Origin of the sequence: Chromobacterium violaceum ATCC 12472 (assembly GCF_000007705.1) — a bacterium.
Lineage (GTDB): Bacteria > Pseudomonadota > Gammaproteobacteria > Burkholderiales > Chromobacteriaceae > Chromobacterium > Chromobacterium violaceum.
Window position 1 is genome coordinate 4,389,346 of the sequence record NC_005085.1, and the last position, 20,553, is coordinate 4,409,898.

Genomic DNA, 20,553 nt, shown 5'->3' on the forward strand with positions numbered 1-20,553 from the left:
ACCTTATTCAGCGCTGTCGAACAGGGGGTGGACATCCAGTCCTTCCGCTACAAATCCCTGATATTTTTGCGACAACACCCGGTAAACTTTATCGGCTTCGTCTTTCGACTCGAATTCCAGGAACACGCAGGATCCGGAACCAGTCATCAGCGGCGAACCATATTTTCTCAACTCGCTCAGTACTTCATTCACCGCTGGAAATCTTTTCTCTACAACGCTTTGCAGGTCATTTCTGCGCTGCTGCGTTGTTTCGAGGATTCGCATTATGCCGACGCGTCCTATCTCTGTCAACACGGTTTGCGAAAAATTTCGGAATACCTCAATGGTCGACACATGGACCTGTGGGTGAATTACCAAATACCAGGCGGGCTTCAGCGGGATCGGCTCCAACACCTCGCCGACGCCGGTGGCCAACGCGTTGCGGCCGAAGATGAAAACCGGCACGTCGGCGCCCAGCTGCAGGCCCAGCGCCTGCAAGCGCTCGCGCGGCCAGGCCAGCCCCCACAGCCGGTTCAGCGCGATCAGCGCGGTGGCGGCGTCGGAACTGCCGCCGCCCAGGCCGCCGCCCATCGGCGTGCGCTTCTCCAATTTGATGCTGGCGCCCAAACGGCAGCCGCTTTCCCGCTGCAGCAGGCGCGCGGCGCGGACCGTCAGGTCCTGCTCCGGCGGCACGCCGTCGGTCGGCGTCAGCAGAACGATCTGGCCGTCGTCGCGGACGGCCAACTCCAGCGTATCGCCGAAATCGATGAAACGGAACACCGTTTCCAGCAGGTGGTAGCCGTCGGGCCTCTTGCCGACCACGTGCAGCAGAAGGTTGAGCTTGGCCGGAGCCGGGTAGGAATGAAACGGATGCTGCATGTCGATCTTGATCTGTATTGAATGGTATCGGGACGCGGCGCGCGCGGCTCACTGCCAGCTCTGCACCACCACCTTGACGGTCAGGCCTTCGCGCTGCATCTCCACCCGCTTGGGATGGTCGCTGTCTACGTCGGCGTCGCGGATGAAACGGATGTGCCAGCCCTGCTGCTCCAGATTGCCGTCGGCGTCGACCCGGCTCTCCACGCCGGGCGCCGGCAGGCCGCGTATCCACCATACCAGGTTGGACAGCGGCAGCGGCCAGCCCATCACCTGCCGGGTCAGGCTTTCCACGTCGTCCGCCTGCCAGCGCTTGCCGTCGGCCAACAGCGTGACGCCGCCGGGATCGCGCAGCACCTTGGCCACGGTGTTGCCCAGCGGCGAATTGATCGCCACTTCGTCCCGCGGCGGCAGGTGCCGCCAGTCGAAATTGGCGACGTGGCCCTTGCCGTCCAGATTGGCCGACAGCCGGCCGCTGACGCTGAAGGGCGCGTCTGCGGCCGACTCCAGCGCCGGCTTGGGCCGGAACAACGCCTCGTTGGCGCAGCCGGCCAACAGCAACGCCAGCGACAGCAGCAGGACGCGCCGGATCAAGGCTTGGCTCCCAGGCGCCGCATCGTCTCGGCGATCACCTCATGCCCGGGGTGCTGCGCCAGCTCCTTGCGCCACACCGCCAGCGCCTCGTCGCGGCGGCCTTGCTTCCACAGCACTTCGCCCAGGTGGGCGCCCACTTCCGGGTCCTGCATCGCGGCATAGGCCTTTTCCAGCGCCTTGCGCGCCGCGTCCAGCCGGCCCAGCTTGTATTGCACCCAACCCATGCTGTCCTGGATCACCGGATTGTCCGGTTCGGCCTTCAGCGCTTTTTCGATGTAGCCGTAGGCTTCCTGATAGCGGGAGGTGCGGTTGGCCAAGGTGTAGCCCAGCGCGTTCAGCGCCTGAGCGTCGCCGGGCTTGTCCTTCAGTATCAGCCTCAGGTCGCGCTCGGCGTTGCCGGCGTTGCCCAGCATGTCGGACACCAGCGAGCGCTCGTACAGCAGCTCGCTCGAGCGCGGCTGGCGCTGCAGCGCCTGGGTCAGCAGATCGTAGGCGCGGCGCGGCTGCTTGGCCTCGCGCGCCAGCTGCGACTGCAGCAGCGCCAGCGAGACTTTTTCCTGATCGGTGCCGCCCAACCCGCTCAGCCGGCTCAAGGCCTCGTCCAGACGGCCATCGGCGGCCTCCAGCATCGCCAGCCGCGATTGCGCGGGCAGGTATTGCTGCCCCGGCCCCACCTGGCGGTACCAGTTCCCGGCGCGCTCGGCGTCGCGGTCGTCCTCTGCGATCTGGCCCAGCGTATAGCGGACGAAGTCCTGCTCCGGATACTGGCGGGCCAGCGCGCGCTGCAGCCTGTCGTCCGCGGTCTTCAGATCCCGCATCTGGTAGGCCAGCAGGCCGGTCGCGTACAGCAGGTCGGGGTTGTCCGGATGGGTCTTCAGCAAGGCCTCGAAGGCGGAGCGGGCCTCGGGAAAACGCTTGGCGCCGACCAGCAGCCGCGGATAGGCGATCTGCAGCTCCAGTCCGGCGTCCGGGCGGCGCGCCAGCTCCCGCTGCAGAAAATCGGCAGCCTCGTTGATGTCCTTGCGGCGCAGCCTGTCCACCTGCCAGGCCACCGGCAGGTCCCACTTGGGCGCGATGCCGGCCAGGCGATTCAATTCGCGGTCCACCGCCGCCTGGTCGTTATTGTCGGCCGCGGCGGCCAGCACCGCGAAACGGGCTTCGGGCAGATCGGGGTAACGATCGGCCAATTCCTGCACCAGCCGATAGGACGGGGCCGAACCGCCGTCCTGCCGCGCGCTCAGCCTGGCCAACTGCACGAAGATCGCGGGCGCGCGCTGCGGCTCCAGCCGCAGCAGCTCTTCGATCAGCGGTTTGCTCTCGGCCAGCTTGCCGCCGCGCATCAGCGTGATGAACAGCTGCTCGCGCGCCGGCAGGGACTCGGGATCCAGCTCTATCCACAGTTGCAGCGCCTCGGTCGCCGGCTTCAACTGGCCGGACAACAGGCAGAATTCGGCGGCGCGCTGCGCCATCCGCGGATCGCGGGTTTCGCGCGCCAGGTCGAGGTAGGTCAGGCCGGCCGAGCCGGCAGCGCCGCGGCGGGCGGCGATCTCGCCCGCCAGCACGCCATAAAGGATTTCCGGCGACAACGCCACCTTGGGCAGCTTGGCCTCGTCCGGGCCGGACTCGGCCGCCGGTTTGGTTTCGGGCTGAGCGGGCTGGGCCGCCGGAGGCTTGACGCCGGCGCAGGCCGCCAGCAGCAACGCCAGCAGCAACGGTAAGGATCGTTTCAGCGGTTTCATTCGCATGGATTAAGTTGCCTGCTCAAAGCCTGTTGAACGCGTAGAATAGCATGACCGGTTTTCATCTTTGCACCATTTACCAAATCCGCTCCGCCCATGCCTGAACTGCCAGAAGTCGAAACTACCCGCCGCGGCGTCGAGCCGCACCTGGAAGGCCGAACCCTGCTCGGCGCCGTCGTCCGCAATCCCAGCCTGCGCTGGCCGGTGCCGCCCGACCTGTCCGAGCGCGTCGCCGGGGAAAAGGTGCTGGCCGTGCGCCGCCGCGCCAAATACCTGCTGCTGGAATGCGAAAGCGGCACCCTGCTGATCCACCTGGGCATGTCCGGCAGCCTGAGGGTGATGCCGGCCGGCGCGCCGCCGCAAAAACACGATCACCTGGACTTGCTGTTGGGCGAACAGGTGCTGCGCTTCCGCGATCCGCGGCGCTTCGGCGCGGTGCTGTGGCATCTCGGCCCCGTCGAGATGCACCCGCTGCTGCAGGCGCTGGGGCCGGAGCCGCTGTCCGACGCCTTCGACGGCGCGGCGCTCCATCAGGCCATCCGCCGCCGCGGCAGTCCGATCAAGCTGGCCATCATGGACAACCACGTGGTGGTCGGCGTCGGCAACATCTACGCCAACGAATCGCTGTTCCACGCCGGCATCAGTCCCGCCCGCGCGGCCTGCGATCTGTCCCGCGCCGACTGCGACCGCCTCGCGGCCGAGATCAAGGCCGTGCTGCGGCGCGCGATCGACGCCGGCGGCAGCACGCTGCGCGATTTCGTCGACAGCGAGGGCAAACCCGGCTACTTCCAGCAGACCTATATGGTGTACAACCGCCAGGAAGAGCCCTGCCGCCTCTGCGGCACGCCGATCCGCCAAATCCGCCAGGGCCAGCGCAGCACTTACTATTGCCCGCTGTGCCAGCCGTGATAGAGTGGCGGCCTGTCATCCCTCAGACTTGAAACCGTAACCATCTTGAAGTCACACGCCACCACTACATTCGCCACCCGCTGCGGCCGCGTGACGCGCCTGCTCGGCCATCTGGCCGTGGGGGTGTTCATCGTCGCCACCCGCTATTCCCGCCTGGCCCAGGCCGAGCGCGCGGTCGTCACCCGCCGCTGGGCGCAGCACGCGCTGAAGATTCTCGGGGTCAGCATCAAGGTGCAGGGCGTCAATCCGGGCTTTTATCCGCCCAACACCCTGCTGGTCGCCAACCACGTGTCCTGGCTGGACATCGTGGCATTGAACAGCTGCACCGTGTCGCGCTTCGTCGCCAAGCGCGAAATCCGCAAATGGCCGCTGATAGGCTGGCTGGCCTACGTGGCCGGCACGCTGTTCATCGACCGGGGCAACCGCCGCGACGCCAGCCGCGTCAACCAGATCCTGGCCGAGGCGATGCAGAACGGCGGCTGCATGGCGGTCTTCCCCGAAGCCACGACATCCGACGGCAGCGGCCTGCTGCCGTTCAAGGCCTCGCTGTTCGAGGCCGCGCTGCTGTCCGGCGGCACCGTGCAGCCGGTATCGCTGCGCTACCAGCGGCCGGACGGCAGCCTGCTGCGCGAGGCCGCCTACATCGACGACATCTCGCTGCTGCAGAGCATAGGCAAGGTATTGAGCGTGCCGCAGATCGAGGTGGAAATCAGCTACGGCCAGCCGCTGAAAGCCGGCGAAGCCGGCCTGGACAACCGCTTCCTGCTGGCCGAACAGGCCCGCAGCGAGGTGGCCCGCGGCCTGCGGCTGTCGCTGGAAGAACAGCCGCAACCGGTTCCGGCGGCGGAAACCGGCGCCTGAACGCTCAGCGCGACAGGCGCTGGCTCAGGCCTTCGTAGAGATCGTCGCCCAGCCGGGTATAGCCGGGCGCGGTGAAGTGGACCATGTCCGGGCGGCCCAGCTGCTGCTGCCGCCACGTCCGCATGCTGCACGGCCCGCCCATCGCCAGCTGCCAGTCCCAATACAATAAATGGTTGTCGCGCGCCAGTTGGCGCTGCGCCTGCTGCACCGCGCTCAGCATCAGCGGCCGTTGCGGGCCCGAGCATTCGCGGCTGACCGCGCCGCCCTTGCTCCGCGCAGCGTCCGGGGCACCGAGGAGCAGGATGGCCGCCTGCGGCAGCTGGCTGCGCACCAGGTTGACCGCGCCCTGCAGCGCGGCGCGGTATTCGTCCAGGTCCAGCTTGGCGTCGAAAGCCTCGTTGGTGCCGTAGGCCAGGATCACCAGGTCGGCGTCCCTCGCCGCCAGCTGCCTGCCCCAGGCTGCGCCCCAGCTGCGCCACAGCGCCAGTTCGGCGCCGTTGCTGCCCACGGTGTCCAGCACCACGCCCGGCGCCAGCTTCTCCAGCTCGTAGCCGCCCACTTCCGGCGCCGGCAGGCTGTCCGCGCGCAAGGCAAACGGCAGCTTCAGCTTCATTTCCACCCGCTGCCAGCCCGCGCCGGCGCCGACCTGCGCCCGCCGCGCGCCATTGCCGTCGTCGACGGTCAGCGCCTGGCCGTCGGCGCTCTGCCGCAGCCAGATCCGCACTCGCCACAAGCCATTGTCCTCGGCGCGCGGATGCACGGTGATGGACGCGCCGGCCCGCTGGGCGATGCCGACGTAGCCCCCCAGCGGAAAATCGGAATCGGCGTCGCGGCGGCTGTTGCGCAGGGTCCAGCCTTCGCTGCGGACATAGGCCAGCGCGTTGCGCTGTCCCGGCACGTTGACCGGCGGCAGCCAGCCTATGCCGGCGTCGCCGTAACGCGCCTGCAGCCTGGCGCGCAACTCGCCGCTGAAGTAATCGGCGGCGGTGTGGGAATCGCCGAACTGGATCACGCGCACCGGCGGCTGGGCGTCGCCCTGCAGGTTGAAGCGGGCGGCCAGCCGCGCCAGGTTGGGCTCGCCGAAATCCTGCACCGGCGCGGCTTGCGCCTGTGCCGCCAGCGCGGCAGCGATCACCCAGCGCGACGCGCGCAAGATTGCCTTGAATGTCATTCGAACCTCAATTCCGCCAACACGCGGCGCGCCAGCAGCAGCTGGCCCTGGCGGGTGAAGTGCACGCCGTCTGCGGTGCGCACCGCCACCTCGCCCTGGTCGGGCAATGTCATGAATTTGTTGAAACTGTCATCCTGGCTGCCCAGCGTCTCGCGGGTGGAGATGAAACGCCCGCCGCCGGCGGCGACTTCCTCGCGGTACAGCCGGTTCAGGTAATGCACGCCGTCGTTCAGTTTGTCGCGGCTCATATTGGGCAGGCCCAGCCACAACACCTTCACCTTGCGCTTGCCGGCGCTGGCGAGAATGCTGCGTATCCGCTCGCGGTAGCGCTGCTCCCAATCTGGCGACGCGAAGCGGATGTAATGATTGCCGTTGACCATGTCCCAAGTATCGTTGGCGCCGACGAACATCACCAGCAACTGGGTTTTGGGATTGGCCGCCAGCTGGCGCTCTATCGTCGCCGGCCAGTTGAAGAAGTCTGGATAGGTCAGACCGGTGCTCTGCTTGCTGATGTCTATCGCCTTGACCTGGTGCTGCCGGAACAGCGGCGGCAGCAAGTGCAGCGCCACGCCCTGCATCATCGAGTCGCCGGCCAGCAGCACCGGCAGCCCTTCCTGCAGCGCCAGCCGGGGATCCACCGCCTTGACGGCGGCGACAGCGGCCGACGCCTGCGGCTTGGGCGCCGCCGGCTTCGCCGCGGCGGCCTGCGCGCTCGGCTTCGGTTTCAGGCAGCACGCGTTCAGGCTGTCTATCATCCGCCGGTCCCAGCTGCCCACTTGCTGCTGCAGCGCTTCGCTGTGCCGCCGCAAACCGCCGCCCAGCGAGCCGCCCTCGCGCCACGGCGACAGCGCGTCCAGCCGCTCCAGCAGGCTGGGCGCGTGGAAAGTCTGCCGCCAGTAGGCGTTGACTGCGGCCTGTTCCAGCCAGAACAGCAGCAGCATGGAGCTGAGCAGGATGACGAGGATGCGGCGGTGCGGATAGGCGGCGAGCATGGCGAAGGTCGGATCGTCAGAATTGGTAATAAATGAAGGCGGGAATGCCGGACGGCGCCAGCGAGATCACCAGCAGCGCGATCGCGCTCAGCAACAGCGGCTTGCCCCACCACGGCAGCACCGCCATCCGGCCGAAGCAGCGCTCGGGCAGCGTGGACAGCGTCGGCAGCGCCGCCAGCCACAAACCCAGCAGCAGCAGCAGGCCCGGCGCGTTCAAGGTCAGCTCCTGGCCTGACGGCGCGAACATCGCGCGCAGGAAGTCCATCGCCTCGTCCAGCGACTGCGCGCGGAAGAACACCCAGGCCAGGCACACGTAATGGAAGGTGATCAGCCGCGCCAGCCATGGCGACGCGCTGCTGACGGCGTCGCGGCGCCACAGCTTGTCGCCGATGTTGAGCGCCACCACGCCCAGGCCATGCATCGCGCCCCACACCAGGTATTTCAGACTGGCGCCGTGCCACAGGCCGGACAGCAGCATCGCCGCCAGCAGGTTGATCTGGGCGCGGGCGAAGCCGCCGCGGTTGCCGCCCAGCGGGATATAGACATAGTCGCGGATCCAGCTGGACAGCGAGATGTGCCAGCGCCGCCAGAAATCGCGCAGGTTCAGCGCCAGGTAAGGCGCATCAAAGTTGCGCGGCAGCTGGATGCCCAGCAGCAGCGCCAGCGCGGTGACCAGGTCGGTATAGCCGGAGAAGTCCAGGTAGATCTGCAACGCGTAGGCGTAGAAGGCCGCCCACACCTCCAGGCGGTGGAAGGTGTCGGGCGCGGCGAACACCGGATCCACCCAGGCGCTGGCCAGCCAGCCTGCCAGCCACAGCTTCTTCAGCAAGGCCAGAATGATCAGGCCCAAGGCGCGGTCCAGATGCGCCACCTGGCGCCGGACCGGGCTGCGCAGCTGCTCCAAGAGGTCGCCGGCGCGGCAGATCGGCCCCGCCAGCAAGGTGGGGAAAAAGGCCAGGAACAGCGCGAACTGCGGCAGCGCCGCCGGCCGGATTTCCTTGCGGTACACCGACACCAAGTAGCTGACCGACTGGAAGGTATAGAAGGAGATGCCCACCGGCATCAGGATATCGAGCGCGGGCAGCATCGCCGTCACCCCCAGCGCATTGAGGCCGGCCTGCGCGCTTTCGCGGAAAAAGTCGAAATACTTGAACAGCGCCAGATTGCCCACCGCCAGCGCGAGCGAGGCCTGCAGCCAGCGCCTGGGACGGGCCGACGCCGTCATCCTCCGGCTGAGGCCGTGCTGGATCAGCGTATAGGCGGCGAGGATGGAGGCGAAGCGCCAGTCCAGCTTGGCGTAGAACAAATAGCTGGCCAGCAGGAGCAGAAGGTTCTGCATGCTGGGCATGCGGCGGCAGCCCCAGTAGACGGTAAAAAAACCGACGAAGGCCAGGGCGAATTCAATCGACAGATAGCTCATGCTAAGGTAACAAGCTGGCGGAGGCGGCAATTATGACAACAAGCCCCGCCGCATGCCAGCTCCGGTAAAAATTTATTTATCTGCCTGTTGCAAGCGCGATTTCGCGGTAAGCCTGGCAAGGCAGCGAGAAAAGCTGTTTGTCATCCAGCCGGAGCGCCGACAGGCTGCCGCCCCATAAACAGCCGGAATCGATCGCCAGGATGTCTTCGTCCAGATGCACGCCCAGCGCCGACCAGTGCCCGCAGACGATGGGCGTGCCGCCATGGCGGCGGTTCGGCGCCTCGAACCAGGGCACCAGATTGGCCGGCGCGCCTTCCAGCTCGCCCTTGTAGCTGAGATCCAGCTCGCCGTCGCGGGTCAGGAAGCGCATCCGCGTCATCACGTTGACGATCAGCCGCAGCCGGTCCACGCCTTTCAGATCGTCGGTCCAGCGCGTCGGCTTGTTGCCGTACAAACGGCCGAGGAATTCCCGGTAGCGGGTGCCGGACAGGCCGAACTCGACCTCCTCCGCCAGCCTGAGCGCCTTGGATATCGTCCATTCCGGCAGCAGCCCGGCGTGCACCATCGCGTAGCCGTGCCCCTCCAGCATCATCGGCTGGCAACGCAGCCAGTCCAGCAGCACCTTGCCGTCGGCCGCGTTGAGCACATCGTCTATGGTGTCGTCGCGGTGGATCTTGCCGAAGCCTTCCGACACCGCCAGCAGGTGCAGATCATGATTGCCCAGCACCATCTCCACCTGGTCCTGATGCTGGAACACCCAGCGCAACACCTCCAGCGATTGCGGTCCGCGGTTGACCAGGTCGCCGGTCAGCCACAGCGTGTCCTTGCCGGGATTGAAATCGATCAGCCTCAGCAGCTGCTGGAACGGCTCGAAGCAGCCCTGGATGTCGCCGATTGCGTAAATGGCCATATTGTTCCCTTGTCAGGCGGATCGAGCGCGCCTCATCCGCGATAAGCCATGATACCCCATGCTACAATGCATGGCCTTGATTACCGATTTGCTGCGCCCGTCCGGGCCCGACCGCCATGTCCGCTCCCCTGCTCAATCCGCCGCAACGCGCGGCCATCCATTATCTCGACGGCCCCTTGCTGGTGCTGGCGGGCGCCGGCTCGGGCAAGACCCGGGTGATCACCTACAAGATCGCCCACCTGGTGCGCGAGGGCGGCATCCCGGCCCGGCACATCGCCGCCATCACCTTCACCAACAAGGCGGCGCGCGAAATGCTGGAGCGGGTCGGCAAGCTGATGAGCTCGGCGGAGATCCGCGGCATCACCGTCTCCACCTTCCACTCGCTCGGCATGCACATCCTGCGCCAGGAAGCGCCCCATCTGGGCTACAAGACCCAATTCTCCATTCTTGACGCCTACGATGCCGGCAAGATCATCGCCGACATCCTCAACACCACTTCCAAGGATGAGATCCGCAAGGTGCAGAGCCAGATCTCGCTGTGGAAGAACGATCTGAAAACGCCGGACGACATGCTGCTGGCGGCGCAGGATCAATGGGAAAGCGTCTGCGCCAAGACCTACCTCGCCTATCAGGACACCCTGACCGCCTACCAGGCGATGGACTTCGACGATCTGATCCGGCTGCCGGTGCAGCTGTTCCGCGAACATCCGGAAGTGCTGCTCAAGTGGCAGGGCAAGCTGCGCTACCTGCTGATAGACGAATACCAGGACACCAACACCTGCCAGTACCAGCTGGTGAAGCTGCTGACCGGCGTGCGCGGCCTGTTCACCGCGGTGGGCGACGACGACCAGTCCATCTACGCCTGGCGCGGCGCGAACATGGAAAACCTGCGGCTGCTGCAGCAGGACTTTCCGGCATTGAAGGTGATCAAGCTGGAGCAGAACTACCGCTCCACCGCCCGCATCCTGCGCGCGGCCAACAGCGTGATCTCCAACAACCCCAAGCTGTTCGAGAAACAGCTGTGGAGCGAGCTGGGCCTGGGCGAGCCGATACACGTGGTGCAATGCAAGGACGAGGAGCACGAGGCCGAAACCGTGGTGCAGCGGCTGCTGGCGCACAAGTTCGAATGCCGGACGGAGTTCAAGGACTACGCGATTCTCTACCGCGGCAACTACCAGGCGCGCATCTTCGAGCAGGCGCTGCGCAATCAGCGCATCCCCTACCAGATGGCCGGCGGCCAGAGCTTCTTCGACAAGCCTGAGATCAAGGATCTGCTGGCTTACATGCGGCTGATCGCCAACCCCGACGACGATCCCGCCTTCATCCGCGCGCTGACCACGCCCAAGCGCGGCGTCGGCGCCGGCACGCTGGAAAAACTGGGCGCCTGGGCCGGCCAGTATGGCAAAAGCCTGTTCGCCGCCGCCCACGACGCCGGGCTGCGCGTCCAGGTGCAGCAGGCCCAGCTTGCGCCGCTGGAGCAGTTCTGCGACTTCATCAGCCAGCTCCAATACCGAGCCACCCGCGAGGAAGCCGGCAAGCTTTCGCTGGAGCTGCTGCAGGCCATCGGTTACGAAGCCTGGCTGTACGACAGCGAAGACAGTCCCAAGATCGCCGAAACCAAATGGAAGAACCTGCTGGAAATGGTGGCCTGGCTGGCGAAGAAGGGCGAGGCCGACGGCAAGAACCTGATCGAGCTGACGCAGACCATCGCGCTGATCACCATGCTGGAAGGCCGCGACGAAGGCGAGGTGGACGCGGTGAGGATGTCCACGCTGCACGCGTCCAAGGGCCTGGAATACCCGCACGTGTTCCTGGTCGGCTGCGAGGAAGGCATCTTGCCGCACAGCGAGTCGGTGGAAAACGGCATGGTGGAAGAGGAGCGCCGATTGATGTACGTCGGCATCACCCGCGCCCAGCGCAGCCTGACGCTGAGCTATTGCGTCAAGCGCCGCCGCGCCGGCGAATGGCAGTTCATCGAACCGTCGCGCTTCATCAGCGAAATCGACGGCGAAGACCTGCGCCATTTCGGCAAACCCGGCGCCGAACCGCTGGTCAGCAAAAGCGAAGGCAAATCCCGGCTGGCCAATCTGACGGCCATGCTGGCCGGCAAGGACAAATCTGGCGAGATGCCTGACTGAATCGGCAAGAAAAAATGGCGCCGCGAGGCGCCATAAAGAAGAATGAGGAACATCTCTGGGTGAAGCGAGGCTGGGGAACCTCACCTGACTGAAGGGCTGGAAAGCCAATCGGTCAATCAGATGAACGCATAATGCCCGATATCGCCCAGCGTGCCACCTGTCCTTTTTATCAAGTCATAAACATTGACATTCCACATTACCCCAAATGCATTAAAAAAGCACCCAATGCCGATTGGGTGCTTTTTTTACATCAAGCGCTGCTTATTTTGAATTATTGACCATGTATTCGATAGCCGAGCGGAATTCCGCATCGCTGCCGGTATAGCCGCCCTTCGGCGGCATCGCGTTCAGGCCCTTGGTGGCGATTTTCACCACTTCATCCATGCCCGGCTTCAGACGCGCGGCCCAGGCAGCCTTGTCGCCGAACTTCGGCGCCCCGGCGACGCCCGCGCCGTGGCAAGCCACGCACACGCTGTCGTAAATCTTCTTGCCCACCACGGCCGGATCGGCGGCCGCCGCAGCGCCGGCCGCGCCGCCCACCGGCGGCTCGGTGAACTTGGCGCCGCCGGCATTGCCCATATAGGCGACGGCGCGCTTCACTTCGTCATCGCTCAGGTCGGTCGCGCCGCCCTTGGCCGGCATCGCGTTGAAACCATGGAGCGCATGATTGACCAGCATGTCCCAGCCCTTGGCGATGCGCGGCCCCCAGGCGCCGGCGTCGCCGAACTTGGGAGAGCCGGCCAGGCCGGTGGCGTGACAGGACATGCAGATGCCCTTGTAGACCTGTTCGCCGGTGCGCATTCCCGGCGGCGCGTCGCTGGCCTTGGATTCGCCGACCGGCTTCAGGCGAGCGGCCACGGCCTCCTTGGTCATCACCTCGGCATCCACGTTGAAACCACTGGTAGCGAGCTTGGCCAGCAGCCAAATCGCCACGACAAGAAAGACAACGATGCTGACCAGAACCTTCACGATCTGGCCAGGGGCCATTCCGTTCTCATTACTCATCCCAAGCCTCGCCTGAAAAAATGACAATTAAAACTGGTTAATTATACGGTATGCAAGTTCACAAGGCAAAAAACCATACTCTGGACTCGGATTAGATGTTTGCTGTATGATGCATCCACTTGATCTCAAGTGTCAGCGCACCCGTAGCTCAGTTGGATAGAGTGTCAGTTTCCGAAGCTGAAGGTCACAGGTTCGATCCCTGTCGGGTGCGCCAATCAAAACAAACACTTGCGTCACCGCCCGCCCTTCCGGATTTCCTTCCCCTCCCCTATCATTCTATTTTCATAAAATCAGCTGTCATTGCCTTGTTTCATCGGTTTTCCTTCCCCGCTTCGCCGTTTCACAGCCATCTCTCTCCGCAAACGTCCGAGAATGCGCCAGACGGCCATGAGCGCCAGCGCGCGCAAGCATCCGAGCGCGCCTCTCTCTCCTGCGCCATGAAAAAAAACCCTCCGGCATGCCGGAGGGTCTTGTCGTCGTCAGCCCATCAGGGACAGGCTCGACTCCTCGTCGCCGTCCTCCTCGCCGAGAAAACCGCCGCTCTGATGCGCCCACAGCCGGGCATAGAGGCCGCCCTGAGCCAGCAACTGCTGGTGCGAGCCCTCCTCTACGATCTGGCCGCGATCCAGCACGATCAGGCGGTCCATCGCCGCGATGGTGGACAGGCGGTGCGCGATGGCCACCACGGTCTTGCCCTCCATCAGCCGATACAGGCTGCCCTGGATGACCGCCTCCACCTCGGAGTCCAGCGCGCTGGTCGCTTCGTCCAGCAACAGAATCGGCGCGTCCTTCAGCATCACCCGCGCGATGGCGACGCGCTGCCGCTGGCCGCCCGACAGCTTGACGCCGCGCTCGCCGACATGCGCCTCGTAGCCGACGCGCCCCTTGGGATCGGTCAGCGCGCGGATGAAATCATCGGCTTCGGCCCTGCGCGCGGCCTCAATCATCTGCTCGTCGCTGGCGGCCGGCCGGCCGTACAGCAGATTGTCGCGCACCGAGCGGTGCAGCAGCGAGGTGTCCTGGGTCACCATGCCCACCTTGGCGCGCAGGCTGTCCTGAGTGACGCCGGCGATGTCCTGGCCGTCTATCAGGATGCGGCCGCCGTCCAGGTCGTAGAAGCGCAGCAACAGGTTGACGATGGTGGATTTGCCGGCGCCGGAACGGCCGACCAGGCCGATCTTCTCGCCCGGCCGTATCGTCAGATTCAGCCCGCTGATCACTTTTTTGGCGCCGCCATAGGCGAAATCGACATTGTCGAAGCGGATTTCGCCGCGCGGCACCTCCAGCCTGGCCGCATCCGGCCTGTCCACCACCGCTACCGTGCGCGACAGCGTGGAGATGCCGTCCTGCACTGTGCCGATGTTCTCGAACAGGCTGGACATTTCCCACATGATCCAGTGCGAAATGCCGTTCAGCCGCAACGCCATCGCGGTGGACGCCGCCACCGCGCCGATGCTGACCTGGCCTTGGCTCCACAACCACAGCGCGGAACCGGTGGTGACGCCGATCAGCAGCATGCTGGTCAGCTGGTTGACGACTTCGAAGCCGCTGACCAGCCGCATCTGGCGGTAAGCGGTGGACAGGAACTCCTGCATCGCGCCCTTGGCGAAGCGCGCTTCGCGCTGGCCGTGGGAGAACAGCTTGACGGTGGCGATATTGGTGTAGGCGTCGGTGATGCGGCCTGTCATCAGGCTGCGCGCGTCGGCCTGCAGGCTGGCCGCCTTGCCGAGCCTGGGCACGAAGAACCACAAGGTCGCGACGTAAAGCGCCAGCCAGGCCAGGAAAGGCAGCAACAGCATGGTGTCGAAATGGCCCAGCACCGCGATCATGGTGACGAAGTAGATGACGACGAACACCAGGATGTCGGTGACGATCAACACGGTGTCGCGCACCGCCAGCGCGGTCTGCATCACCTTGGCCGACACCCTGCCGGCGAACTCGTCCTGATAGAAGCTCAGGCTCTGGCCCAGCAAATGGCGGTGGAAGTTCCAGCGCAGCCGCATCGGGAAATTGGAGAACAGGCCCTGATACTTGCTCATCGCCTGCAGCGACACCAACAATACGCTGCCGAGCAGAATGCCGGCCAGCATCAGCAGATGGCCACGCTCGCGCTGCCACAGCTGATCGGCCGGCACCTTGGCCAGCCAGTCCACCACCGAGCCCATCATCGAGAACAGCAAGGCCTCGAAGGCGCCGATCAGCGCGGTGAGCAGGGTCATGCACAGAATCAGGCCGCGCATGCCTCGGGTACAGAACCAGACGAAGGAAAAGAAGCCGCTCGGAGGCTGGGCGGCTGGCGCGTCCGGATAGGGGGATATCCGGCGTTCGAACCAGGAAAACATAAAGATCGCTCCATTGCCGGCGGCCGGGGAGGCGCCGGATAGGGGGTTTAGTGGAGCGATGACGGTAGCCTATATTGAGCTGATCCGCAACGGGAAAGTTTGCCTGCGGCCATTCCCGCGCACAAAAATAGCCGGGCGCGGCGAAACCCGGCCATGGACCTCAGGTCTGCGGCTCCAGCCTGATGTATACCTCTTCCAGCTTCTCGGACGTGCGCGTCTTCAGGTCCACCTTGTGCACCTCGGCCCTCAGCCTGCCCTTGTACACATGCAGCATCAGTTCGGCGGCCCTGCGCGCCTGCTCCTGGGTGGGATGCAGCGGTCCGCTGTCGTCGATGCCGAAATCCGGTGAAATCAGTTTCAACCGATACATTGTTATTTTCTCAAGGAAACGGCGCTGCAGAATTTTTTATACGGAATGCATTTCCGTGTTTTGATTCTACATGAGTTTACCTGAGAGGAAACCACCAAGACTGGATGTAAGAGAAAACCGAGTTTTATTTACAATTCAATGCAAAATTGATAGCAAATTCGGGTAATTCCAGAAAATGGCTGAAACAGGCGAATGAGAAAACCGCATAGGATAAAGCTGAAAAGGAAAAACCCGGCTCTGCCGGGTTGTTTCGTCGAGCGGGGATGACGCGCATCGCCGGTTCCGACCGCCTCGGCGGACAGCGGTCAGGCCGGCACGCCCACTTCCCGGCCCAGCTCGTGCCGGACGCGGGCCAGGGCGTCGGCCATTTTCTGATTGTCGCGCCCCCAATAGCCATGCCGGCACAGGCAGTCCATGCTGACCAGCGCCGCGTCTATCATGAAGCGCTCAGCCACCAGCAGCTGTTCGACCTCGGAAAACGGCAGCAGCAGGTGTTCGGCCACCTCGCCATCCTGGCAGGCCGGCGACTCCCCCGGCGCCAGCCATAGATCGTAGGCGTACAGCCACTCGCGGTGCAGGCCGCGCGCCACCGGACGCTGCGCCAGCAGCAGCGACGACGGCTTCAGCCCGTCCACCCGTTCGCGCGCGACGCCGGCCTCTTCCCACGACTCGCGCTGCAGCGCCAGCTCCAGCGTCTCGCCGGCCGCCACGCCGCCGCCGACCAGGTTGTCCATCCGGTTGGGATCGACCGCCTTGTGCGGGCTGCGCCGCCCCACCCACATCCTGGTCTCGCCGTCTTCCATCCGGCACAGCCCATTGACGTGCACCGCGCGGCTGGTCAGGCCCAGCGGGCGGAAAGCCGCCCGCTCCAGTTCGAAATAGGGGCTGCCGTCCTGACGGAAGGCGGTGAAATTCTCGTTGCGCCAGCCGTTGAGCCAGCCGGCCTGCTGCCAGCGCCTGGCGGCATGGGCCAGCGCATGGCTGATGCTGCGGTAGCTGCCCTTCACCTTGCACTTCAGGCCCTGGAACGTCTCTTCGAACAGCTGCGGCTCATGCTGCAGCAGGCGCTCTTTCCATTGGGCGTTGACGCACCCCATACGCTCGGTGCCGATGAATAGCGGCGTGAACTGCTGCGCATCGAAGCGGCTGACCTTGTCCAGGTAGCCGAGTACGGCATCCACCTGCATGACGACTCCCCCTGCATGGTTCCGGGAAGGCTGCATATTAGGATGTCTGCCGACGCTTGACTATCCTTCGTCGCACAAAGCCCACGACTGTTGCATTCCGCGCGATTTCAATGCAGCCGGTCACCCAGGCCGGAATCGCGGCGCGGCGCCAGCTCCGCCCCGCGCAGCCATGCTTCGGCGTCGCCCACCGCGGCGAAACGCAGCTTGGCGCGGGTGATGGCGGTATACAACAGCGCGCGGTTCAGCAGCGCGCCGGCCTGCTGCGGCAATTGCAGCCACACTTCGTCGTACTCCGAGCCCTGGCTCTTGTGAACCGTCATCGCGAACACCGTCTCGTGCGCCGGCAGCCGTCCGGGCGCGAACTCCCGCCAGCCCCCGTCGGCGGACGGAAACAACACCCTCAGGCCTGACGGCCGCTGCAAGGCGAAGCCGATGTCGCCGTTGAACAGGCCCAGCCCGTAATCGTTCTCGCCTATCATCACCGGCCGGCCCGGATACCAATCACGTCCAGGCTGCTTGACGCCGGCGGCCTCCAGCTCCCGCTCGATGCGGCGGTTGCAGTCAGCCACCTGGCGCCGCTCGGCGGCCAGCAGCATGAAGGCGGAAAACGCGCGCTGCGCCTCGTCCGCGCCCGCGCCGGCCGCCACCGCGTCCAGGTAGCCGCGCCGGCGCGCGAGCAGCTCGGCGTCGTCGGCGGCGTCCTGGCGCCAAACGTCGGGCCAGCCGGCGTCGTCCAGCACATGCAGCGAACCCTGCCCTTCGCCGGCGTTGACCCGACGCGCCAGCTCGCCGATGCCGGAGTCGGCGCCGAAGCGGTGGCTGCGCGTCAATAACGCCACGCAGTCGGTCAGCGCGCCGCCGGGCGCGGCATCGCCTTGCAAGACGGCGCCGGCCACCCGCTGCAGCCACTGCGAGGTCTCGTCGCGATAGGCGATGCGGCCGCACAGCTCGCCGAGCACGGCGCCCGCCTCCACCGAAGACAGCTGGTCGCGGTCGCCCAGCAGGATCAAGCGGGCCTGCGACGGCAGCGCCGCCACCGTGCGCGCCATCAGCGACAGGTCGATCATCGACGCCTCGTCGACCACCAGCACATCCAGCGGCAGCGGATTGCTTGCGTGATGGCGCGGGGCCTCGACGCCGGGACGCAGGCCCAGCAGCCGGTGCAGCGTCTCCGCCTGCGCCGGCAACTGGCGGCGCACCGCGTCGTCCGCGTCCAATCGGTCGCGCGCCGCGCGCACCGACTCGGACAGCCGCGCCGCCGCCTTGCCCGTCGGCGCGGCCATCGCCATCACCAGCGGACGCGGCGACATCGCCGCCAGCAGCGCCAGCAGCCGCACCACCGTGGTGGTCTTGCCGGTGCCGGGTCCGCCGGAGATCACCATCAGCCGCTGGCGCGCGGCCAGCGCGGCCGCCAGCTTCTGCCGGTCCGGCTCGCCGTCGCCCGCGCCGGGAAACAGGCGATTCAGCCAATCGGCCAGCCTGGCCTCGTCCTGCGGCGGCAGCGGCTGGGCCAATCGCTCCAGCCCCTGGACCAGCCGGTCTTCGTCGTGCCAATGGCGGGCGAAGTACAGCCGCCCGGCCTCGTCCAGGATCAGCGGCGCGTACTCGCCCGGCCGGCCGACCAGCGGACTGCCGCGCAGCGCCGCCGCTTCGCCCCGGTGCGCCAGCGGCAGACAGACATGGCCGGCCAGGTTGGCGTTGCTCAATTCGCCGATCAGCGCCAGCACCCTGTCGTCGACGTCGGGCGCCAGGCGTTGGAACAGCCGGGCCAGTTGGCCGGGCAACAGCGGGGTATCGGTTCTCATCGATGGGACTTCCGGAAAAACGGCGGCGCGCTCAGCGGCGGGCGAACAGCGGCCGCAAGCGGCCCTGCTCGTTCAGTTGCTGGATCGCCTGGTTCAGCCTGGGCAACAGCTCGCGGTATTGCGGGTGCAGCCGCAGCGACACCGGCAGGCTGCCCACCGATTCGCCCGGCAGACAGCGCCGCCCTCGTCGCGCCGGCTCCAGTACTGCGCGCGGCGGCGCTCCAGCACCACGGCCTGGACGCGTCCCTGGCGCAGCTTGTCCAGCATCTCGTCCTCGTTGGCAGAGCCGTCGCGCAGCAGCTTGCGGCTGCCGAACGCGGCTTCCAGCGACGGGTAGCGCTGGCCCAGCAGCGTGCCGATGGTGCCGCCCTTGAGCGAAGACAGCGGCGCGGGCCGCTTGCCCTTGCCCGGCGGCAGGCACAGCACGAATTCCTCGTCGGCGACAGGCTGGGTGTAAAAGCCCGCCACCGGCGACAGCGCGCGCCAGGAGGGGTGGACGCCGACCTCGACGTCCAGCTTGCCGACCTGGAACAGCTGCTCCAGACGCTGCGAGGGGTAGTAGTCGAGCTGGAAGCGGATGCCGCTTTGCTGGGCGATCAAGGCCAGCGCGTCGCGATAGGCCAGCGCCAGGCCGCCGTCCACGGTCGTGCGCAGCGATTCGCCGCTGTCGTTGGCCACGCCGGCGCGCAGCGTGGTTTCCGCCAGCGCCGGCAGGCACAGCAACAGCATCAGCCCCCACCACAGCCTATTCACCCAGCCTGGCCTCCAGCGCGTCGCAGATGGTGGACAGTATCTTGATGCGCGCAAAATATTTGTTGTTGGCCTCGACCAGCGTCCACGGCACCTTGCTGGTGCTGGTGCGGTCCACCATGTCGCTGACCGCCTGGCGGTAGAGGTCCCATTTGTCGCGGTTGCGCCAGTCCTCGTCGGTGATCTTGAAGCGCTTGAAACCGGTCTCCTCGCGGCCCTTGAAGCGGGCCAGCTGCTCTTCCTTGCTGATGGCCAGCCAGAACTTCAGCACGATGGCGCCGTTCTCGGTCAGCTGGTGCTCGAAATCGTTGATCTCGTAATAAGCGCGCATCCAGTCCGCCTCGGGAGCGAAGCCTTCCACCCGCTCCACCAGCACCCGGCCGTACCAGCTGCGGTCGAAAATGGTGATGCCGCCCTTGCCGGGCAGGTGCCGCCAGAAGCGCCACAGCCACGGCTTGGACTTTTCCTCCTGCGTCGGCGCCGCCACCGGCACCACCCGGTAGCGGCGGGCGTCCAGCGCCTGGGTGATGCGGCGTATGCTGCCGCCCTTGCCGGCCGCATCGTTGCCCTCGAACACCAGCACCAGCGAATGCGCGCCGAAGCGCGGATCGCGGGTCAGCTTGTTCAGCCGCCCCTGCAGCTGGTCCAGCTTTTTCTGGTAGCTGGCCTTGTCCAGCTTCTGCTCCAGCTCCAGCGTGTCCAGCACCAGCTTGTTGTCTATCGGCGCCAGCAGCGGCGGCGCCTCCACCCGGTCGGTGGCCAGCACCGGCTGGCCGATGCGGTTGCGTATCGCCTCCAGTATGGTGTTGCCCACGGTCAGGCTGCGGTAGTTGGCGTCCTCGCCGTCGATGACGATCCACGGCGCGTGCGCGGTGTTGGTCAGCCTGAGCATGTGCTCGCCGTACTTGCGGATCTTGTCGTAGCGCTCATAGTGCTCCCAGTCGGTCTTGGTCACGCGCCAACTGGTGGCCGGATCCTGCTCCAGCGTCTTCAGCCGCTGTTTCTGCTTGTCGCGGCTCAGGTGGAACCAGAACTTCAGCACCACCACGCCATCCTGCGTCAGCATGCGCTCGAAGCGCAGGATGTCGAAAATCTGCCGATCGAAGGCGTCGCGGTCGCTGCGGCTGAACACCCGGTCGAACAGGGTATCGGAATAATAGGAGCCGAAGAACATGCCGATGCGTCCGGTGGCCGGCAGCTCGTTCCAATAGCGCCACATCCACGGCCGGGCGCGCGCCTCGTCGTTGGGCTTGTCGAAGGCGACGGTGTCGATCAGGCGCGGGTCCAGCCACTCGTTGATCAGATTCATCGTTTCGCCGCGGCCGGCGCCGTCGAAACCGTGGATCAGGATCAGCACCGGGAATTCGGCCGACTCCTTCAGATCGTACTGCACGTCCAGCAGCGCCTCGCGCAGCGCCGGCATCATCTTGCGGAAAGTGTCTTTGTCTATGCTGTGGCCGATCTCGGCGGATTCAAACATGTTTCACTTCCTTGTCCACTTGCTT

The 20,553-nt window shown here is 65.8% G+C and carries 17 protein-coding genes and 1 tRNA gene; 4 read left to right on the forward strand and 14 right to left on the reverse strand.

What is annotated here, in order from left to right:
- Positions 1-3: 3 nt before the first annotated feature.
- Genes ispE through CV_RS20075 form a run of 3 tightly spaced genes read right to left on the reverse strand, consistent with a single transcriptional unit; the run spans position 4 to position 3,194 of the window.
- Positions 4-858 (reverse strand): 4-(cytidine 5'-diphospho)-2-C-methyl-D-erythritol kinase, encoded by an 855-nt coding sequence (ispE, locus tag CV_RS20065; RefSeq protein WP_011137606.1) that lies wholly within the window; start codon positions 856-858, stop codon positions 4-6.
- Between the two features lie 48 nt (positions 859-906).
- A complete protein-coding gene (gene lolB / locus CV_RS20070) occupies positions 907-1,449 on the reverse strand; it encodes a lipoprotein insertase outer membrane protein LolB (protein WP_011137607.1) in 543 nt (180 codons plus the stop codon).
- A complete protein-coding gene (locus CV_RS20075; RefSeq protein WP_011137608.1) occupies positions 1,446-3,194 on the reverse strand; it encodes a tetratricopeptide repeat protein in 1,749 nt (582 codons plus the stop codon). Before CV_RS20075 ends, lolB begins: the two co-directional genes overlap by 4 nt.
- Positions 3,195-3,284: 90 nt before the next feature.
- On the opposite strand from CV_RS20075, the gene mutM reads away from it, so the two are divergent.
- Positions 3,285-4,097 (forward strand): bifunctional DNA-formamidopyrimidine glycosylase/DNA-(apurinic or apyrimidinic site) lyase, encoded by an 813-nt coding sequence (gene mutM / locus CV_RS20080; protein WP_011137609.1) that lies wholly within the window; start codon positions 3,285-3,287, stop codon positions 4,095-4,097.
- Between the two features lie 45 nt (positions 4,098-4,142).
- A complete protein-coding gene (locus CV_RS20085) occupies positions 4,143-4,958 on the forward strand; it encodes a lysophospholipid acyltransferase family protein (protein WP_011137610.1) in 816 nt (271 codons plus the stop codon).
- A 4-nt stretch (positions 4,959-4,962) separates the two neighbouring features.
- Here CV_RS20085 and CV_RS20090 read toward each other — a convergent pair whose 3' ends face one another.
- The 4 genes from CV_RS20090 to CV_RS20105 all read right to left on the reverse strand — a co-directional run bounded on the left by CV_RS20090 (position 4,963) and on the right by CV_RS20105 (position 9,451).
- A complete protein-coding gene (locus tag CV_RS20090; RefSeq protein WP_011137611.1) occupies positions 4,963-6,129 on the reverse strand; it encodes an SGNH/GDSL hydrolase family protein in 1,167 nt (388 codons plus the stop codon).
- Positions 6,126-7,121, reverse strand: a complete 996-nt coding sequence (locus tag CV_RS20095) for an SGNH/GDSL hydrolase family protein (protein ID WP_011137612.1) — start codon at positions 7,119-7,121, stop codon at positions 6,126-6,128. The genes CV_RS20090 and CV_RS20095 overlap by 4 nt, the downstream gene beginning before the upstream one ends.
- Before the next feature lie 16 nt (positions 7,122-7,137).
- Positions 7,138-8,541 carry an MBOAT family O-acyltransferase gene (locus CV_RS20100; protein ID WP_043596818.1) on the reverse strand — a complete coding sequence of 468 codons (1,404 nt, stop codon included), beginning with the start codon at positions 8,539-8,541 and terminating at the stop codon, positions 7,138-7,140.
- A 76-nt stretch (positions 8,542-8,617) separates the two neighbouring features.
- Positions 8,618-9,451 (reverse strand): symmetrical bis(5'-nucleosyl)-tetraphosphatase, encoded by an 834-nt coding sequence (locus tag CV_RS20105; RefSeq protein WP_011137614.1) that lies wholly within the window; start codon positions 9,449-9,451, stop codon positions 8,618-8,620.
- 116 nt (positions 9,452-9,567) lie between these two features.
- Between CV_RS20105 and CV_RS20110 the strand changes: the two genes are divergently transcribed.
- The gene (locus CV_RS20110; protein WP_011137615.1) at positions 9,568-11,589 is read left to right on the forward strand and encodes a UvrD-helicase domain-containing protein; all 2,022 of its coding nucleotides are present in this window, start codon (positions 9,568-9,570) and stop codon (positions 11,587-11,589) included.
- Positions 11,590-11,850: 261 nt separating this feature from the next.
- Here CV_RS20110 and CV_RS20115 read toward each other — a convergent pair whose 3' ends face one another.
- Positions 11,851-12,576 carry a c-type cytochrome gene (locus CV_RS20115; protein WP_225548525.1) on the reverse strand — a complete coding sequence of 242 codons (726 nt, stop codon included), beginning with the start codon at positions 12,574-12,576 and terminating at the stop codon, positions 11,851-11,853.
- Positions 12,577-12,731: 155 nt separating this feature from the next.
- On the opposite strand from CV_RS20115, the gene CV_RS20120 reads away from it, so the two are divergent.
- Positions 12,732-12,808: transfer RNA gene (locus CV_RS20120), tRNA-Arg, on the forward strand.
- A gap of 265 nt (positions 12,809-13,073) precedes the next feature.
- On the opposite strand, the gene CV_RS20125 is transcribed toward CV_RS20120, so the two are convergent.
- From CV_RS20125 to pap, 6 genes are all read right to left on the reverse strand, one after another.
- A complete protein-coding gene (locus CV_RS20125; protein WP_011137617.1) occupies positions 13,074-14,936 on the reverse strand; it encodes an ABC transporter ATP-binding protein in 1,863 nt (620 codons plus the stop codon).
- A 160-nt stretch (positions 14,937-15,096) separates the two neighbouring features.
- A complete protein-coding gene (locus tag CV_RS20130; RefSeq protein ID WP_011137618.1) occupies positions 15,097-15,306 on the reverse strand; it encodes a hypothetical protein in 210 nt (69 codons plus the stop codon).
- A gap of 305 nt (positions 15,307-15,611) precedes the next feature.
- Positions 15,612-16,493 (reverse strand): NUDIX hydrolase, encoded by an 882-nt coding sequence (locus CV_RS20135; protein ID WP_011137619.1) that lies wholly within the window; start codon positions 16,491-16,493, stop codon positions 15,612-15,614.
- 107 nt (positions 16,494-16,600) lie between these two features.
- Positions 16,601-18,298, reverse strand: coding sequence for an exodeoxyribonuclease V subunit alpha (gene recD / locus CV_RS20140; protein ID WP_011137620.1), 1,698 nt, complete (start codon positions 18,296-18,298; stop codon positions 16,601-16,603).
- A 93-nt stretch (positions 18,299-18,391) separates the two neighbouring features.
- Positions 18,392-19,051 carry a hypothetical protein gene (locus CV_RS20145; RefSeq protein ID WP_148206064.1) on the reverse strand — a complete coding sequence of 220 codons (660 nt, stop codon included), beginning with the start codon at positions 19,049-19,051 and terminating at the stop codon, positions 18,392-18,394.
- Complete coding sequence (gene pap, locus CV_RS20150) at positions 19,044-20,528, reverse strand: polyphosphate:AMP phosphotransferase (RefSeq protein ID WP_011137622.1); 1,485 nt, start codon at positions 20,526-20,528, stop codon at positions 19,044-19,046. The genes CV_RS20145 and pap overlap by 8 nt, the downstream gene beginning before the upstream one ends.
- Between the last annotated feature and the right edge of the window lie 25 nt (positions 20,529-20,553).

Excerpts from the sequence above, each read along its gene's own strand:
- CV_RS20100 (WP_043596818.1), bottom strand. The coding sequence starts at position 8,541 with ATGAGCTATCTGTCGATTGAATTCGCCCTGGCCTTCGTCGGTTTTTTT.
- CV_RS20110 (WP_011137615.1), top strand. The coding sequence starts at position 9,568 with ATGTCCGCTCCCCTGCTCAATCCGCCGCAACGCGCGGCCATCCATTAT.
- CV_RS20125 (WP_011137617.1), bottom strand. The coding sequence starts at position 14,936 with ATGTTTTCCTGGTTCGAACGCCGGATATCCCCCTATCCGGACGCGCCA.
- CV_RS20130 (WP_011137618.1), bottom strand. The coding sequence starts at position 15,306 with ATGTATCGGTTGAAACTGATTTCACCGGATTTCGGCATCGACGACAGC.
- ispE (WP_011137606.1), bottom strand. The coding sequence starts at position 858 with ATGCAGCATCCGTTTCATTCCTACCCGGCTCCGGCCAAGCTCAACCTT.
- CV_RS20075 (WP_011137608.1), bottom strand. The coding sequence starts at position 3,194 with ATGCGAATGAAACCGCTGAAACGATCCTTACCGTTGCTGCTGGCGTTG.
- recD (WP_011137620.1), bottom strand. The coding sequence starts at position 18,298 with ATGAGAACCGATACCCCGCTGTTGCCCGGCCAACTGGCCCGGCTGTTC.
- CV_RS20095 (WP_011137612.1), bottom strand. The coding sequence starts at position 7,121 with ATGCTCGCCGCCTATCCGCACCGCCGCATCCTCGTCATCCTGCTCAGC.
- CV_RS20115 (WP_225548525.1), bottom strand. The coding sequence starts at position 12,576 with ATGGCCCCTGGCCAGATCGTGAAGGTTCTGGTCAGCATCGTTGTCTTT.
- CV_RS20090 (WP_011137611.1), bottom strand. The coding sequence starts at position 6,129 with ATGACATTCAAGGCAATCTTGCGCGCGTCGCGCTGGGTGATCGCTGCC.
- CV_RS20105 (WP_011137614.1), bottom strand. The coding sequence starts at position 9,451 with ATGGCCATTTACGCAATCGGCGACATCCAGGGCTGCTTCGAGCCGTTC.
- mutM (WP_011137609.1), top strand. The coding sequence starts at position 3,285 with ATGCCTGAACTGCCAGAAGTCGAAACTACCCGCCGCGGCGTCGAGCCG.
- pap (WP_011137622.1), bottom strand. The coding sequence starts at position 20,528 with ATGTTTGAATCCGCCGAGATCGGCCACAGCATAGACAAAGACACTTTC.
- CV_RS20135 (WP_011137619.1), bottom strand. The coding sequence starts at position 16,493 with ATGCAGGTGGATGCCGTACTCGGCTACCTGGACAAGGTCAGCCGCTTC.